The organism is Bacillus sp. FJAT-26390 (genome assembly GCF_001682865.1).
Taxonomy (GTDB): domain Bacteria; phylum Bacillota; class Bacilli; order Paenibacillales; family Paenibacillaceae; genus Pristimantibacillus.
Genome location: NZ_MAQX01000022.1, coordinates 339,046 through 353,504 on the forward strand (window position 1 = coordinate 339,046; position 14,459 = coordinate 353,504).

Genomic DNA, 14,459 nt, shown 5'->3' on the forward strand with positions numbered 1-14,459 from the left:
TGTAAAAGTTAATGAGGCAGGAAGGAGCATGCAATTCATGGATGAACGGGAGACAGGCAGCGAGGAACGCAAGCCCTATTATGTGTCGGTACAGGCGGGACAAATATTAGAGGACCCGCAGGCGGCAGCATATGAGCTCGAGATTATCGTGAACGAGGAAGAGCATACGCGGCTTAGGGAACTCATGGATGAGCTGTCCAGCATGGACGAAGCGGAGATGTTTCATTTCTCCCATCACCCTTACGGGTCTGCAAGCGATAGCGAAATAAACGGCGGCTATGATGAATTGATTCAACGCATTTATAAGCAGTTGTATGAGCATGGCACGGATGCGACGAAGCGGCACATCGAGTCGATGCAGCTGTTGTAGCATGGCCATAAGAAGAGGGTGTGCCGGAAGCGAAGCTGCTGCTGGCGCATCCTTTTTTTCATGCTGAAAAATCCGCCGATTTCAATGGTGTTCATTCTATTAAATTGCCTAAATAAATGATATACTTCTACAACAAAAAGAGCTCCCGTTCACGATGTCACTGAGAAGGGCAGACCATCTATGAAAAATAAAGCCTCATTGCAGTTTAAATTAACCGTCGGTTTTTTGGCGGTAACGGTGCCGTTGTTTTGCCTGCTTATATTTATCAATTATTATGCGATGGACGTCGTTCGCAATCAGGTAGGCCAATCGACAAAAAATATGCTTTCCATGTATATGGGTGAGATTGACCGGACCCTTGAGGATGGCGAAAATTATATTTACAATTATATTGCCAAAAATTCGGATTTGCGGACTTACTCGACTGCCACACATGAAAGCGCTAACTATTTTTTCGCTAAAGTACGGAATCAAAATCAGATGGTTGCCGACATGAGCGGCTTCGATCATGTGAATATGATCTTTATTTATTCGCCCAATGACGATGAGCTCCTTAGTACCGCGTTTGAAGGCGGGGACTTTACGGATTATGAGCATGCCAGCGCAGCTTTGCGCGACTTTCTCTCTAAGCAGGACGAAACATCGCTTGCGGAGAAAAAGTGGAAGGTTATCCAGTATGATGGCCAATCGGCGATTGTCAGGCTGGTTAAGACTGAGTACGGCCTTGTCATGGGCATGTGGATCGATATGAACCGATTAATGGTCCCTTTTCTTTATTTGGATATCGGGGAAAACGGACAAGCGATGTTTGCTTCGGACGACGGAACGATTTTGACCGACACGGGGGCTGGAGAGATCGCGCAAGGCAATAGGCTATTGCTGCCGGCAGCCAATGAGCCTTACAAAGAACTGGCAGGGGACGCGGATTACATCCTCGTTGCGACCAAGTCGCTTTTCTCAGACGTCTACTTGTCCGTACTCGTGCCGGAATCGAAGCTACTGCAGCAGCTGCCATACTTTCAGCGCCTTATTTATCTCATCCCAATAGCAGGAGCAGCCGTTCTTGCGATTTACTTGCTGTTTTTGCGGACGACCCTTTTGAAGCCGATGAGCGATTTAATTAAAGGGATGAGACAAATCAAACGGGGAGAGCTGAAAGCGCGGCTGGGCGATGAGAAATCAAAGGAATTTTCGATAATAAACGATACGTTTAACGACATGGCGGCTGAAATTCAGGATCTGAAAATAAACGTCTACGAAGAGCAGATTCGAACGCAGCAGGCCGAATTAAAACATTTGCAAGCGCAAATCAACCCTCATTTTTTACTGAATGCGATCAATATTATTTACAATCTGGCCGAGTTGAACAAAAATGATTTAATTAAACGGATGTCTACGCATATTTCCAAATACTTCAGATTCGTTACCCGAACGAATGTCGGCTTTGTAAGCGTGTCTAATGAGCTGGAGCATATCGAAAGCTATTTGGAAATTCAGCAGCTTCGTTTTCCGAACTATTTGAAGTTTGAGCTGACGATGGAGCATGGATTAGAGCAGGCGGCAATACCGCCGCTGCTGATCCAGCCCTTTGTGGAAAATGCGATCAAGCACGGCTTCGAGATGGGGGCAGAGCCGTTCCAAATCAAGGTTCATCTGGGATGGGGGAGCAAGGACGCGGAGCCGATAAGCTCTTATGAGATCATTATTTGCGATAACGGAAGAGGGATCGCGGAGGAGAAGCTTGCGGAGCTGAACGATACGCATTCGTATCTTTATTCCGGCGAGGGGAGTCTCGGCATTTGGAATGTGCGCCAGCGGCTAAAGCTGCAATATGGGGATGCTGCGGAGCTTACGATGAGCACCGGCGAGCCAAAAGGGACCTGCATCAAACTAACGATACCATTCCGGACACTTTCCGAGTGAGAAGGAGCTGAGCTAAACGATGTTTCAATTGTTAATCGTCGATGACGAATGGTTTGCTGTTGAAGGGATTAAATCTGGCGTGGATTGGAGCGGCCTCGGAATCACGGCCATTTACGAGGCGTTTAATGTCGACCAGGCGAAATTGCAGCTGGCTCAGACAGAGGTGGATGTCATTCTTTGCGATATTGAAATGCCTGGGCAGAGCGGGATCGAGCTGGCAGAGTGGGCAAGGGAAAGCTTTCCCTCCGTGCCCATCATCTTTTTGACCTGCCACGCGGACTTCGCTTATGCGCAAAAAGCGATTCATCTCGGCAGCTTTGACTATTTGCTGAAGCCGGTCGATTTTGACGTCCTAAAAATGACGGTAAGCAAAGCGCTGGACCAGCAGCTCGAAGCGAAAAGAGATAAGCAGCAAAACGAGATTTATCAGAAATACTTCAAAATGTGGGAATCGAACAAAACGGTGCTTTACGAACGTTTTTGGCAGGATTTGATGTGGCAGCGCATCGTTCCCTTGCCCTCGCATATTGAACGGGCGCTAGCAGCTAATGACATGCCGGTTAAGGCGGGTTACAGCGTTCTTCCCCTATTAATTAGCTTAGAGAAGTGGGAGAAGCCCTTTAGCATGCGGGATGAGGAAGTAATGGAGTATGCGGTGCGCAAGACAGCCGAGGAGCTGTTGCTTCAGAATGAGCCTGGCCAAGTGATACGTGACGGCAACGGCGTGCTGTTTGCTCTGTTTTTTGACGAGGGAACGAAGGAGCATGCGCGATCCTTTGACCAAATAAAGAAAAGATGCCAAGCCTATATCGAAGCGTGCTCCGTCTATTTATATTGCAAGGTATCCTGTTATATCGGCGAATGGTCGTCCCTCTCCGCGTTGTCGCAGTCTTACAACGCGCTGATCCAAATGGAGCTGAACAATGTTACGGCGAGCCAGGCGGTTCTTTTTTATAAGGAACAGACGTTATCCAGCAAAGAGGTCCAGCTGCCTGCTTTTTTTGAATGGGCGGAGCTGCTGGAGCAGGCTAAGGATGATCAATTGCAAAAAATCGCATCAGACATGTTCGACAAGCTGGGGACGGACGCGGGGATAAAAGGAGAGACGCTGACCATCATTTACCATGGGCTGCTGCAAACCGTCTATTATGTGCTTCAGAAGCGCGGCGTGCCTGCACATGCGGTGCTGGGAAACGGCGTAACGTTAGATTCGGCTACGGCAACCAAGTCGCTTGTTCATTTGCGGGCATGGACGATGCGGCTTATCGAAGCGGTATGCGACCATTTTTCGAGCATAGAGAAAGAATCGACGATTGTGGAAAAGGTCAAGCGATTGATTGAAACGCATCTATTCGATGAAATGTCCCGCGAGAGCTTGGCGGCAAGCGTCCATATTAACCCTGCTTATTTATCAAGGCTGTTCCGCAAGGAGAGCGGAATGAGCCTGTCTGACTATATGATTCAGCAAAAAATGAAAAAGGTGAACGAGCTGCTGCTAAACTCGGGCGAAACGGTAAGCAATATCGCTAAAATGTTTCATTACACGAACTTTTCGCATTTCTCCAAGCTGTACCGCAAATATTATGGGCTTAATCCGCAGGAGTACCGCAAGCAGTTTTCCAAAAACCAATAAATGGAGGTTACATGCAGGCTTCCGTTTCAGCTTTAACCGAGAGTCATGTGCTAAGCGCGGGCTCTTTTTTTTGTATGTATGATTAAATGTCACAATCCGTATCGAGCAAGTCATTTAAGAGGTAGGTCGCATCCGCGGAACCAGATATGATTGCTTCATAGAACACTAACGACTTGGAGCGATGCATATTGAAAGCCGCAAAGACAGGAAACGGCAGCAGAACAGCCTTCTGGAGGATGCTGAGAAAACATCGGGTTTTGCTGTTGATGACGGTGCCGGGCATTTTGTATTTTTTGATCAACAATTATTTGCCGATGTTTGGCGTCATTATCGCATTTAAGGATTTGAATTACGCAAAGGGCATACTCGGGAGTGATTGGGTCGGCTTTAAAAATTTCGAGTTTCTGTTTCAGACGGATCGAGCTTATCTCATCACGCGCAATACCGTGCTCTACAATGCTCTCTTTATTGTAATCAACGTCATACTGGGCGTCGGCGTTGCGATTCTGCTCAATGAGCTTAAGAAAAAGCTGATGTCACGCTTTTACCAAAGCATTATTTTGCTCCCTTATCTGCTCTCTGCGGTCATTGTCAGCTATCTGGTGTTCAGCTTTCTTAGCGTGGAGTATGGATTCGTGAACAAGCTCATTCTTGAGCCGCTAGGCTTGGACGGCATTACGTGGTATAGCGAGCCCAAGTATTGGCCGTATATTTTGACAATCGTGAATGTGTGGAAAAGCGTCGGGTATTTCAGCATCATCTATTTGGCGGCGATCGTAGGCATAGACGCCGAGTATTATGAAGCGGCAACGCTTGACGGAGCGAGCAAGTGGCAGCAGGTACGCTCGATTACGTTTCCCCTCATCATTCCAGTCGTCATGATTATGACGCTGCTGCAGGTGGGCAAAATTTTTAACGCGGATTTTGGTTTGTTCTATCAGGTTCCTATGAATTCGGGAGCATTGATGTCTGCTACGGATGTTATTGACACCTATGTGTACAGGGCTTTGATGCAAATGGGAGATGTCGGAATGGCTTCGGCGGCAGGCTTGTATCAATCGGTGCTTGGTTTCTTGCTCATCTTCGGCGTGAATTACATCGTTAGAAAAATAAACAGCGATCACGCGTTATTTTAGGCTAGGGGGAACAAGGCTATGCTTTTATTAAAAAGGAGCCCGCAGTTTTTGATCCATTTGTTTTTTGTGCTGTACATCGCGGCGACGGTTTTTCCTTTGCTGCTAATATTCATGGTGTCGATTACGGAAGAAAAATCATTGCTGCGCAACGGCTACTCTTTCTTCCCTGAGATCATCGATTTTAGCGCATACACGTACCTGTTCTATGATTCCTCGACGATCGTTAACGCTTACGCTGTGACTATATTCGTGACGGTTGCAGGCACGTTTTGCGGTCTATTGCTAACAGCGCTTTTTGCTTATCCCATTTCGCGCAAAGACTTTCCGCTGCGGAAGGTGCTGACCTTCTACGTGTTTTTCACGATGCTCTTCAATGGCGGGCTAGTGCCTTGGTATCTGGTTTATACGAATCTGCTGAATATCAATAACACGCTGCTCGCTTTAATCGTGCCTAATCTGCTCATCGGCGGCTTTAACGTGCTCATTATGCGAACGTTCTTCACCACGACGATTCCGCCGGAGGTCATTGAATCAGCCTCGATGGACGGAGCTGGCGAGCTGCGCATATTTTTTCAAATCGTGCTGCGGCTGTCCCTTCCCGTCATGGCGACCATTGGTTTGTTTATGACGCTTGCCTACTGGAACGATTGGTACAACAGCTTGATCTATATTAATGACATCGATATGTACAGCATCCAGTATTTGCTCAACAAAACGTTAACGGACATTCAAGTGGTGCTGAATCAGACAACCGGCTCGCTTCAATCGCAGTTGCTGGCGAGCGTTCCGACGGAAACGGTCAGGATGGCGATGGCAGTCGTCGGGCTTGGGCCGATTGTGCTCGCGTATCCCTTTTTCCAACGTTATATTGTGCAGGGGATGACGGTTGGCGCTGTAAAAGGCTAATGCTGGAGCTAACGGCCCAGTTTAGTATAGCTATCATCAATATAAATACGGGAGGGGTATCACAATGAAACAAAGAAAGGGCAATTACGTTTGGCTGCTTATGGTGCTCGTGATTTCACTTATTTCCTCTGGCTGCGGCAGCTCGAATGCGCCTACTTCAAACAGCAATAAAGGCGAAGCGACGAACTCCGGTGCAACTGGGGAGAAAAAGCTTGATCCGTACAAAATCGTTCTCGTGCTCCCAGGCTCGCAGCCTAAGGACGAGCAGCTCGTACTGGATAAAGTAAATGTCATCCTAAAAGAAAAGATCAATGCGACGCTTGAAATCCGTTCGATCGATTGGAGCGCATGGGGAGATAAAACGAACCTGATGTTTACGTCGAATGAAGCGTTCGATCTCATATTCTCCGCAGGCTGGAACGGCTTCTCGCAGCAGGTAGGCAAAGGCCAGTTCATTCCTTTGGATAGTCTGGTAAAAGAGTATGGCGGCGCCTTCCTCGACACGATTGATCCGGAAATCGTCAATGCGGCCAAAGTAGACGGCAAATTGTACGGCATGGTCGCCAACAAGGAGTTTGCGGCTGACAAAGGATTGATTTTGCGCAAGGACCTGGTTGATAAATATAAGTTCGACCTATCGAAGGTGAAGGAGCTTTCGGATCTTGAGCCGCTGCTCAAAACGATCAAAGACAATGAACCGGGCGTTACCCCGTTTATCGTGAACGGCGGAGCTTCTCCTTCTGCGGCTATTCTCGATTACGGCTATTATGACCTGCTTGGCGATGGGCCCGGAGAGCTGGCCCGTACCGGCGAAGGGCTTAACGTGATTAGCAAAATCGAAGATCCCAAGTATATGGAATATGCCAAGCTGATGCGCAAATGGTTTTTGGCTGGCTATATCAATAAAGATGCGGCTACGCTGCAGGACGTCGGCAAGGCACTCGGCTCGGGTAAAGCATTTGCGCAAACCGGCTCGTTCAAGCCAGGCTCCAATTTGGAAAATTCCCGTTCGCAGGGAACGGAATTGGTAGAGATTCAGCTCATGTCGCCATTTACCAGCACAACGGATGCGACCAGCGCGGTGCTTGCCATCTCGCGGACGTCCAAAAATCCAGAGCGCGCCATGATGTTCGTTAATCTTTTGTTCTCGGACAGCGAGCTCATGAATTTGCTTATTAACGGAATCGAAGGCACGCATTATGTCAAAAAATCGGATAATATCATTGATTTTCCGGAGGGCTTAGACGGCAGCAGCTCGGGTTATCCGCCAACCAGAAACTGGATGCTGGGCAACCTTCCCTTAATTCATATCTGGGCAAACGAAGATCCGAACAAATGGCAGGCGTATAAGGATTATAACGAGAGCGCCGAGAAATCGCGTGCCTTAGGTTTTACCTTTAATGCTGAGCCTGTCAAAACGGAAATTGCGGCGACAAGCAACGTGGAGAAGGAATTTAAAAACGTCATCGTAACCGGCTCTGTTGATCCGGAAGAGCAAATTCCCGTTTACATCGAGAAGATGAAAGCGGCAGGGATGGATAAAATCGTCGCAGAGAAGCAGAAACAGCTGGACGAATGGGCTAAAACAAATAAATAAGCGCCGGAGCGACGGAAATGGAGTGATAACCAATGAAAGAAATAAAAGTCGGCATTATTGGGCTTGGCGGCATGGCTAACGTGCATATGGAGGGTATAGCGAGGCTCGAAGGGATACGGATTACTGCCCTTTGCGATTCCTTGGGCGAGGCGGTGAACCGAACCGGCGACAAGCTGGGCATTCCGCTTGATCGCAGATTCGCCCATTATGCTGATTTGATAACATGCGCTGAGGTGGATGCCGTCCTGTCCATTACGCCAAATGACGCTCATTACGAAATCGTGAAATGCTGCTTGCTGCACAGCAAGCCAATTATGACGGAGAAGCCCTTCACGCGTACCTTCGAGGAAGCGCATGAATTGCATCAGCTGTATGTCGAAAATCCCATTCCATCTATGGTTGGTTTCTCCTATCGTTATGTGCCATCGTTCCGCTATGCCCGTGATCTGATTAAGCAAGGGAAGATCGGTCAAATCAGGCATGTATTCGTCCAGTATTTGCAATCATGGGGCGTGCCGGTATACGATACGCCGATGAATTGGCGCTATCGGAGCGAAATAACAGGAACGGGCGCACTCGCCGATCTTGGCTCTCATATGGTTGATGCAGCACGCTATATGATCGGAGAATTTGATGAAGTAATGGCGCAATTGAAAACCTTTATTCCAAGCCGGCGCGATCCTGTTACGGGTGAAATGGGAACGGTGGACGTCGACGATTTTACCGGATTTCTGGCGACGCTTGATTCGCAAGTTACAGGGGTATTTCAAACATCTAGAAATGCCTATGGCTCTGGCAACCAGCTGGAGCTCCAAATCTACGGCGAGCTGGGAACGATATCAATCGGCTGTGAGCGGGGGAGTGAGCTGACTTGGATTCATCCCAATGAAGAGAATGCTGCTTCAATCGTGACGGAGGTGCAAAGAGTGCCTGCCGAGTACGAACTGGCCCAGCTGGAGGACTTTTTCGATGGGGTGCGCGGCAATGGGCGTGAGGGGCTGCCGACGATCGAAGACGGCTTTGCCAATCAAGAGGTATTGGAAGCGATTTATCAAGCTGCGATCAGCAAGCAGGCGATATCCTTGGCACACTTTCGTTCTGAGCAAGCAGCAGCAGGAGGAGACAGATAGATGAAAACCCGCGTTACGATTTGGAATGAATACCGGCATGAGCAGACAAACGATAAAGCAAAGGCGATATATCCCGAAGGCATCCATGCCGTACTTGCAAGCGCTTTGGCAGGCTTTGGTTACGATACGAGAGCGGCGACGCTCGATGAGCCGGAGCATGGGCTTGACGAGCACACCTTGAACCGTACCGATGTGCTGATTTGGTGGGGACATATGGCGCATGACGAGGTGGATGACCGAATTGTCGAGAGGGTGCATGAGCGCGTCCTGCAGGGGATGGGGCTAATCGTGCTTCATTCCGGCCATTATTCAAAAATATTTAAAAGGCTGATGGGCACCAGCTGCGCATTGAAATGGCGGGAGGCAGATGAGAAGGAGCGGCTTTGGGTCGTAAACCCTGCGCATCCGATTGCTGCCGGAATCGGCGAATATATTGAGCTGGAGCAGGAAGAGATGTACGGCGAGCATTTTGACATCCCGGTCCCAGATGAGCTTGTGTTCGTTAGCTGGTTTGAGGGCGGGGAAGTGTTCCGCAGCGGCTGCACTTACTATAGAGGCCAAGGCAAAGTATTCTATTTCCGGCCAGGCCATGAAACCTATCCGACCTATCATAATGGGGATGTGATGCGCGTCATAGCGAACGCCGTGCAGTGGTGCGGTGCGGAAAGAGGAGCTAAGCCGAATTATGGGCAAATACCCATTCCGTTGGAAGAGATTGTAAGGCGGTAATGTTTTTAAGGGCTGGCTTCAAGGTTATAGACCTTGGAGCAGTCCTTTTTTTCGACAAATAGTAAAGGGCGATTCTATCAAAATATCAAAAAAAATGATATACTTCTACAAAAAAATAGTGGAGGGTTTTCCGTTTGCAAAAGTTGGTTTTTTTCGTGGGTGTAGCAGGCACAGGCAAGACGACAGTAGCTAGAAGGCTAGCGGATCGCATTCCAGCAGCTTTTCTTGATCGCGATACGATTGGCGGAAGGTTTGTAGAGGCGATCTTGGAGATGAATGGCTTTGATAAACGAGATCGGGATTCCGAGTATTATAAAAAGCATTTGCGTGATTTGGAATACGACACGGCGAAGGATGTCTGCATTGAAAATCTTGCGGCTGGACAAAACGTGTTTATGATTTCTCCCTTTACGGCAGAGCTGAAGAACAAGCAATGGATCGAGGATGTGCTTGCAGCAGCTGGACGAACGAAGCAGGAAGTAGACGTTAAGGTGGTTGTTGTCACGCTTCTTGATATGGAGCTGCAAAAGAACCGTATCGTCGGCCGTCAAACCGAGCGCGATCAGTGGAAGCTGAACAATTGGGGCGACTTTGAGAAGCGGATCGAATTCGTGCCGCAAATCAATTGGGACATTCCAAGCAGTTCGGTTCTCGTATTTGACAACAGCGAAGAGCTGACGGATGAGAAAGCAGAGCACTTATTCCAATTTGTAAATGAAAAGCAGACGACCTTGTCGGTTTAATGCTTTTTTTTGTGTGAAAATCGTAAAGGCGGCTTCATGCGGTTATTAACCGGTGAAACCGCCTTTTTGTGCGCGAGGAGCCTGGAGCTCGTTCAATTCGCTGCAAAATAAGCTTTTAAATGTTGGATGAGCGCCTTGTCTGCCGCTTTTGGCTCGCGAGATTTGTGCGTAATGACGCCATGCGTAAGCGTAAGCTCCCTATCGTAGGGGAGCGAGAGCAGCGCGCCTGCGGCAATTTCCCGCGCGACGTTGGATTCGGGCACGAAAGCGATTCCCATGCCGCAGCTGACGGTCTGCTTAATCAGCTCGACGCTCGGAAAGGACAATTGATCGGCAAGCTCCACATCGGCGTCACGCAGCACATCACGGCCGTATGCGTGGTAGATGCACTGCTCTCCAAAGCTGATGAAGGCAGAATCGTATAATGACCGCCAGCCCTGCTGCTCGAAGCGCTCGCGGAGGGCAGGGGCACAGACCAGCGCCAGCTTCTCTTCGAGCAGCGGAGTAAATAGAAGGTCATCGCGTTCAGGCGGCTTAGGGACGATTCCGAGGTCGGCGCGGTGATTGGCTACCTGATCGGCAACCTCATGCATAAGCCCCGGCGTCAAATGAAGCTTGATCTTCGTGAACTGCTTAAGAAAGCCGGTTAGAAAAAATGGCAGATGCGACACCGCAAACGACTCGAGTGCGCCTAGCCGGACGATGCCGGAAGGGCTGTCCGTATCCGTAAGCGCGTCCTGCAGCGACTGTCCGAGCTGGATGAACTGGTAGGCAAAAGGCGCGAGCTGCAAGCCGGCTTCCGTCGGCTCAACGCCGCGCGGCAATCGGTGAAACAGCTTCTTCCCGCTGGTCAGCTCCAAATGCCGTACATGCGCGGTTACGGTCGATTGCACATAACCAAGGCGCTCCGCTGCCCGGCTAAAGCTTTTTTCCTCCAGCACGGCAGCAAAAGTAACGAAGAAACGTCCTTCCCATGATTCGAGCATATCGCGGGCCTCCTTTGGTATCGATAATTGAAATAGATATCATCGAAAACATTCAATATTCAAATAGGTAGCCTTATGTTAGCATGAAATCGAATCAAGTGAAACGAGGTGCACAATATGTTGAGAAAAATAAGCTGGAAGCCTCTGGCGGCAGCCGTAGGAGGAACGGCAGTGATTGCGCTGCTGCTGCTCCTGGGCGATGCGGTGTCCGTAACGCTGCTGATGGCTCCTTTTGGCGCAAGCTGCGTGATTGCTTTCGCTTTGCCGGAGAGCCCGCTTGCGAAGCCTAGGAGCATTGTAGGAGGGCATCTCATAAGCACGGGAGTAGGCCTTGCAATGCTCCAACTATTCGGGACGTCGACATGGTCTCTGGCTCTCTCCGTCGGGCTAGCGATCCTTCTGATGCAATATACGAAAACCGTCCATCCACCCGCAGGCGCTGATCCGCTCGTCGTCATTATAAGCGGGGCAAGCTGGTCGTTTTTGATCACGCCGGTACTGCTGGGAGCGGTCATCATCGCGCTAGCCGCTTATGTTTACCGCAGGATGCTGGCAGCTAAGCCGGCCGCCGAGAGGCAATGATAATAAGGCTGCTCCGGGGAGCAGCCTTATTTTTGTTTTAACCATAAAAAACCCTCCAACACTTTGCAGTATTTGGAGGGTTTGTGCGTTTGATTATTTAATTGAATGGCGTCCCGGAAGAGATTCGAACTCCCGACCGACGCCTTAGAAGGGCGTTGCTCTATCCAGCTGAGCTACCGGGACACAAGCAATAATATACCACATGTTATTATTTTATTGCAAGCACATTTTTTAAATCATCGGTAATTTATTCTAATATTTGCTTTATGCGCTCCCTTGATGCTACATTTGTTTTTTCTTTTGCCCGTACATGTTATAATCGTACGCAAGATTGAACGAATGAACAAACGGCATGACCATAAGGCGGTGTTATCATTACAACTCCCAATGACACACAAGGCGACAACAAGGATAACGTTTACTTGTTCCCTAGCATGCTGGACCATTATCAGGTACAGTTAACCCGTATGCTAGAAGCGGAGCAATACGGGGAGGCCAAGGAGTTGCTGCGCTTTTTGCTGCAATGCCAAGGCGAGGATGCGCGTCATTATGAAGAGTGGGACAGTCTTCTGACATGGCTCGACATGGCTTTCCCTGAAGACGGCATTGGTGAAGAAGGCTCAGTTTATGTATTAGCCAAGCGAGAGAAGGAAGAGGATGAGGCGACCATGCGCGAGCAGCTTCTGAACCCTCCCGACCAAGACGAGGCTTATATCAACCAAGTGCTCTACATCATGCAAAATCATCCGATGATCGATCAGCAGATTCTTGCCCTTGAACGCGCTGCCTATATTCAATCTCCGGATATGGACGAATCGATCAAGACATGGCTCGCAACTGAGCCGGTTCACCCGGTCGTTCAATTTAAGGCGCTTCAATGCTTGCGAAAGCGAGGAGCAACAGGGTCGCTGACAATCGAGAGATTAGGGGAGACCGTGGAATTCGAGCTGGATGTTACGCCACTATCGATGGACGATTTTCCATCGCCGGTTATTCGGATTTTAGAGCGGACGGAGCAGGTTGCCGAGGTTGATGATCCAACATTGCCGCATTTTGCCAGAGAGCTTTGGAAGGAAAGTTTGCAATTTTTGTATGGTACGGCTGCTTATCATTGGATGCTGAGAGAAGACGAGGATACGGTCGATTATTTTGCGGCTGCGCTGCATTTAACGCTGCTTCTTACGGTTTACGGCTCGGCGAACGATGACGATATTCGTGATACATACGGCATTACCGAAGGTTTGAGATTCCGTTATGAGCAAGCATGCAAGGCACTGCGGCAGGTTGCGGTGCTTCAGCAATCGGGGGAAGATGAACCAGAGTCTTGATAATCTGGCCCAGCTTGTTTATAATAGAATGGTTTATGAAACGTGACTACTACTGATGCATGAGCATTTTCGGAGGGGAAGGCATAAAATGAAAGCAACTTGGGAAAAAATAGACAAGAACATCGTATCGATCGACGTGGAGGTTGAAGCGGAGAAGGTAGCGGGTGCTCTTGATCAAGCGTTCAAAAAAGTGGTTCAAAAAGTAAACGTACCTGGATTCCGTAAAGGTAAAGTGCCGCGCGGCATTTTCGAATCCCGTTTTGGAATTGAAAGCCTGTACCAGGATGCTATTGACATCCTGCTGCCAGACGCTTATTCCGATGCAGTAAAAGAACATAATCTTGAGCCGGTTGACCGTCCTGAGATCGATGTTGAGCAATTCGCAAAAGGCGAAACATTCAAATTCAAAGCAAAAGTTATCGTTAAGCCAGAAGTAACGCTTGGCGAATACAAAGGCTTGGAAGTTGAAGCGGTTGTTTCCGAAGTTACGGAAGAGGAAGTTGCGGCTGAGCTTGAGCGTCTGCAACAGCGTCATGCCGAGCTTTCTGTTGTTGAAGAAGGCGCTGCAGAAAACGGCGACATCACCGTTCTTGACTTCGACGGCTATGTAGACGGCGAAGCATTCGAAGGCGGAGCAGGCGAGCGTTATTCGCTTGAGCTAGGCTCGAATTCCTTCATCCCAGGCTTCGAAGATCAAGTGGTTGGCATGCAAATCGGCGATTTCAAGGACGTTGAAGTAACGTTCCCCGAGAGCTACCACGCTGAGCACCTTGCAGGCAAGCCAGCTGTGTTCAAAGTGAAATTGCATGAAATCAAACGCAAAAGCCTTCCGGCTCTTGACGATGAGTTTGCTAAAGACGTTAGCGAGTTCGACACGCTTGAAGAGTACAAGCAGGATCTCACAAGCAAACTGAAAGAGCGCAAGGATCAAGAAGGCGAGCAAGCGCGTGAGCTAGCTGTTATTGACAAAGCTACTGCAGCTGCTGATGTTGAAATCCCTGAAGCGATGATCGTTACGGAAACGGATTACATGATCAAGGATTTCGAAAACCGTCTTAAAGCGCAAGGCATGAACATGGAGCTTTACTTCCAGTTCTCCGGCCAAAACGAATCCGTTCTTCGCGAGCAAATGAAAAGCGATGCTGAGAAGCGCGTTCGCAACAACCTTGTGCTTGATGCAATCGCTAAAGCAGAAGGCATTACTGCAAACGATGAGGATCTGAACGAAGAGCTTGAGAAGCTGTCCAAAGCTTACAACCGTCCTTCCGAAGAGCTTCGCGACATTTTCGAGAAAAACGGCAACCTAGGCAGCATCCAAGAAGATATTTCTCTTCGCAAAACAATCAAGTTCTTGCTTGATAACAGCAAAACGGTTTAATAGATCACATAAGCAAAA

General features: G+C 48.9%; 13 protein-coding genes and 1 tRNA gene. 12 read left to right on the forward strand and 2 right to left on the reverse strand.

Annotated elements, in window-relative coordinates:
• Window positions 1–37: 37 nt before the first annotated feature.
• The 9 genes from A7975_RS18670 to A7975_RS18710 all read left to right on the forward strand — a co-directional run bounded on the left by A7975_RS18670 (window position 38) and on the right by A7975_RS18710 (window position 10,167).
• Entirely contained in the window at window positions 38–370 is a 333-nt protein-coding gene (locus A7975_RS18670) for a hypothetical protein (protein WP_053374757.1), read from the forward strand.
• Between the two features lie 180 nt (window positions 371–550).
• Window positions 551–2,293 carry a cache domain-containing sensor histidine kinase gene (locus A7975_RS18675; protein WP_053374758.1) on the forward strand — a complete coding sequence of 581 codons (1,743 nt, stop codon included), beginning with the start codon at window positions 551–553 and terminating at the stop codon, window positions 2,291–2,293.
• Between the two features lie 19 nt (window positions 2,294–2,312).
• On the forward strand, window positions 2,313–3,926 hold the full coding sequence (locus A7975_RS18680; RefSeq protein ID WP_065386103.1) for a response regulator transcription factor: 1,614 nt from the start codon (window positions 2,313–2,315) through the stop codon (window positions 3,924–3,926).
• Between the two features lie 236 nt (window positions 3,927–4,162).
• A complete protein-coding gene (locus A7975_RS18685; protein ID WP_065386397.1) occupies window positions 4,163–5,062 on the forward strand; it encodes an ABC transporter permease in 900 nt (299 codons plus the stop codon).
• Between the two features lie 18 nt (window positions 5,063–5,080).
• Entirely contained in the window at window positions 5,081–5,968 is an 888-nt protein-coding gene (locus tag A7975_RS18690; protein WP_053374760.1) for a carbohydrate ABC transporter permease, read from the forward strand.
• 64 nt (window positions 5,969–6,032) lie between these two features.
• Window positions 6,033–7,565: an ABC transporter substrate-binding protein gene (locus A7975_RS18695; protein ID WP_065386104.1), complete on the forward strand. Its 1,533-nt coding sequence runs from the start codon at window positions 6,033–6,035 to the stop codon at window positions 7,563–7,565.
• Between the two features lie 32 nt (window positions 7,566–7,597).
• Window positions 7,598–8,695 carry a Gfo/Idh/MocA family protein gene (locus A7975_RS18700; protein ID WP_065386105.1) on the forward strand — a complete coding sequence of 366 codons (1,098 nt, stop codon included), beginning with the start codon at window positions 7,598–7,600 and terminating at the stop codon, window positions 8,693–8,695.
• Window positions 8,696–9,424, forward strand: a complete 729-nt coding sequence (locus A7975_RS18705; protein ID WP_053374762.1) for a ThuA domain-containing protein — start codon at window positions 8,696–8,698, stop codon at window positions 9,422–9,424.
• A 134-nt stretch (window positions 9,425–9,558) separates the two neighbouring features.
• Window positions 9,559–10,167, forward strand: coding sequence for a P-loop nucleotide/nucleoside kinase family protein (locus tag A7975_RS18710; RefSeq protein WP_065386106.1), 609 nt, complete (start codon window positions 9,559–9,561; stop codon window positions 10,165–10,167).
• A 92-nt stretch (window positions 10,168–10,259) separates the two neighbouring features.
• Here the strand turns inward: A7975_RS18710 and A7975_RS18715 are convergent, their stop codons facing one another.
• Window positions 10,260–11,153 carry a LysR family transcriptional regulator gene (locus tag A7975_RS18715; protein WP_065386107.1) on the reverse strand — a complete coding sequence of 298 codons (894 nt, stop codon included), beginning with the start codon at window positions 11,151–11,153 and terminating at the stop codon, window positions 10,260–10,262.
• Between the two features lie 117 nt (window positions 11,154–11,270).
• On the opposite strand from A7975_RS18715, the gene A7975_RS18720 reads away from it, so the two are divergent.
• Window positions 11,271–11,735 carry an HPP family protein gene (locus tag A7975_RS18720; protein ID WP_065386108.1) on the forward strand — a complete coding sequence of 155 codons (465 nt, stop codon included), beginning with the start codon at window positions 11,271–11,273 and terminating at the stop codon, window positions 11,733–11,735.
• Between the two features lie 106 nt (window positions 11,736–11,841).
• Here the strand turns inward: A7975_RS18720 and A7975_RS18725 are convergent.
• Window positions 11,842–11,918 (reverse strand) — tRNA-Arg (locus A7975_RS18725).
• Window positions 11,919–12,157: 239 nt separating this feature from the next.
• Between A7975_RS18725 and A7975_RS18730 the strand changes: the two genes are divergently transcribed.
• Both A7975_RS18730 and tig read left to right on the forward strand, forming a co-directional pair.
• The gene (locus tag A7975_RS18730; protein ID WP_255314339.1) at window positions 12,158–13,063 is read left to right on the forward strand and encodes a hypothetical protein; all 906 of its coding nucleotides are present in this window, start codon (window positions 12,158–12,160) and stop codon (window positions 13,061–13,063) included.
• A gap of 88 nt (window positions 13,064–13,151) precedes the next feature.
• Complete coding sequence (gene tig / locus A7975_RS18735; protein ID WP_053374766.1) at window positions 13,152–14,441, forward strand: trigger factor; 1,290 nt, start codon at window positions 13,152–13,154, stop codon at window positions 14,439–14,441.
• Window positions 14,442–14,459 lie beyond the last annotated feature (18 nt).

Bases quoted from the DNA above. Each gene is read 5' to 3' on its own strand.
- A7975_RS18670 (WP_053374757.1), top strand. From the start codon at position 38: ATGGATGAACGGGAGACAGGCAGCGAGGAACGCAAGCCCTATTATGTG.
- A7975_RS18675 (WP_053374758.1), top strand. From the start codon at position 551: ATGAAAAATAAAGCCTCATTGCAGTTTAAATTAACCGTCGGTTTTTTG.
- A7975_RS18680 (WP_065386103.1), top strand. From the start codon at position 2,313: ATGTTTCAATTGTTAATCGTCGATGACGAATGGTTTGCTGTTGAAGGG.
- A7975_RS18685 (WP_065386397.1), top strand. From the start codon at position 4,163: ATGCTGAGAAAACATCGGGTTTTGCTGTTGATGACGGTGCCGGGCATT.
- A7975_RS18690 (WP_053374760.1), top strand. From the start codon at position 5,081: ATGCTTTTATTAAAAAGGAGCCCGCAGTTTTTGATCCATTTGTTTTTT.
- A7975_RS18695 (WP_065386104.1), top strand. From the start codon at position 6,033: ATGAAACAAAGAAAGGGCAATTACGTTTGGCTGCTTATGGTGCTCGTG.
- A7975_RS18700 (WP_065386105.1), top strand. From the start codon at position 7,598: ATGAAAGAAATAAAAGTCGGCATTATTGGGCTTGGCGGCATGGCTAAC.
- A7975_RS18705 (WP_053374762.1), top strand. From the start codon at position 8,696: ATGAAAACCCGCGTTACGATTTGGAATGAATACCGGCATGAGCAGACA.
- A7975_RS18715 (WP_065386107.1), bottom strand. From the start codon at position 11,153: ATGCTCGAATCATGGGAAGGACGTTTCTTCGTTACTTTTGCTGCCGTG.
- A7975_RS18720 (WP_065386108.1), top strand. From the start codon at position 11,271: ATGTTGAGAAAAATAAGCTGGAAGCCTCTGGCGGCAGCCGTAGGAGGA.
- tig (WP_053374766.1), top strand. From the start codon at position 13,152: ATGAAAGCAACTTGGGAAAAAATAGACAAGAACATCGTATCGATCGAC.